This window comes from Mesorhizobium sp. WSM4830 (assembly GCF_055811495.1).
In genome coordinates, this window is sequence record NZ_JBVVQI010000088.1 from 1 (window position 1) to 1,177 (window position 1,177).

Below are 1,177 nucleotides of genomic sequence, written 5' to 3' on the forward strand. Positions count from 1 at the left end.
ATTACTCTTTGATGGTGACGACGATGCCGGCACCGACGGTGCGGCCGCCTTCACGGATGGCGAAGCGCAGCTTCTCTTCCATGGCGATCGGCACGATCAGCTCGACATCGACGGTGATGTTGTCGCCCGGCATCACCATCTCGGTGCCTTCCGGCAGCGACACGATGCCGGTCACGTCCGTCGTGCGGAAATAGAACTGCGGGCGGTAGTTGGTGAAGAACGGCGTGTGACGGCCGCCCTCGTCCTTGGTCAGGATGTAGGCTTCGGCAACGAACTTCTTGTGCGGCTTGACGGTGCCGGGCTTGGCCAGGACCTGGCCGCGCTCGACGCCTTCACGGTCGACACCGCGCAGCAGCGCGCCGATGTTGTCGCCGGCCTGGCCCTGGTCGAGCAGCTTGCGGAACATCTCGACGCCCGTGCAGGTCGTCTTGGTGGTCGGACGGATGCCGACGATCTCCAGCTCCTCGCCGACCTTGACGACGCCGCGCTCGACGCGGCCGGTCACCACCGTGCCGCGGCCCGAGATCGAGAACACGTCCTCGATCGGCATCAGGAACGGCTTGTCGAGCGGACGAACCGGCGTCGGGATGTAGGCATCGACCGCAGCCATCAGTTCGCGGATGGCGTCCTCGCCGATCTTCTTGTCGCTATCTTCAAGCGCGGCAAGCGCCGAACCCTTGACGATCGGAATGTCGTCGCCGGGGAACTCGTTCTTGGTCAAAAGCTCACGCACCTCGAGCTCGACCAGCTCGAGCAGCTCGGCGTCGTCGACCTGGTCGACCTTGTTCAAGAACACCACGATCGAGGGCACGCCGACCTGGCGGGCCAAAAGGATGTGCTCGCGGGTCTGCGGCATCGGGCCGTCGGCGGCCGACACCACCAGGATCGCGCCGTCCATCTGCGCAGCACCGGTGATCATGTTCTTCACATAGTCGGCGTGGCCGGGGCAGTCGACATGGGCATAGTGGCGGTTGGCGGTCTCGTATTCGACATGCGCCGTCGAAATGGTGATGCCGCGCGCCTTCTCTTCGGGCGCCGCATCGATCTGGTCGTAGCGCTTGTATTCGCCAAAATACTTGGTGATCGCCGCCGTCAGCGACGTCTTGCCATGGTCGACGTGACCAATCGTGCCAATGTTCACATGAGGCTTAGTGCGCTCGAATTTACCTTTTGCCAT

At 63.4% G+C, this 1,177-nt stretch carries 1 protein-coding gene; it reads right to left on the reverse strand.

The window, feature by feature from the left end; all coding sequences use genetic code 11:
- Window position 1: 1 nt before the first annotated feature.
- The gene (tuf, locus tag AC0L2Y_RS34435; protein WP_254817137.1) at window positions 2–1,177 is read right to left on the reverse strand and encodes an elongation factor Tu; all 1,176 of its coding nucleotides are present in this window, start codon (window positions 1,175–1,177) and stop codon (window positions 2–4) included.

Bases quoted from the DNA above. Each gene is read 5' to 3' on its own strand.
- tuf (WP_254817137.1), bottom strand. From the start codon at position 1,177: ATGGCAAAAGGTAAATTCGAGCGCACTAAGCCTCATGTGAACATTGGC.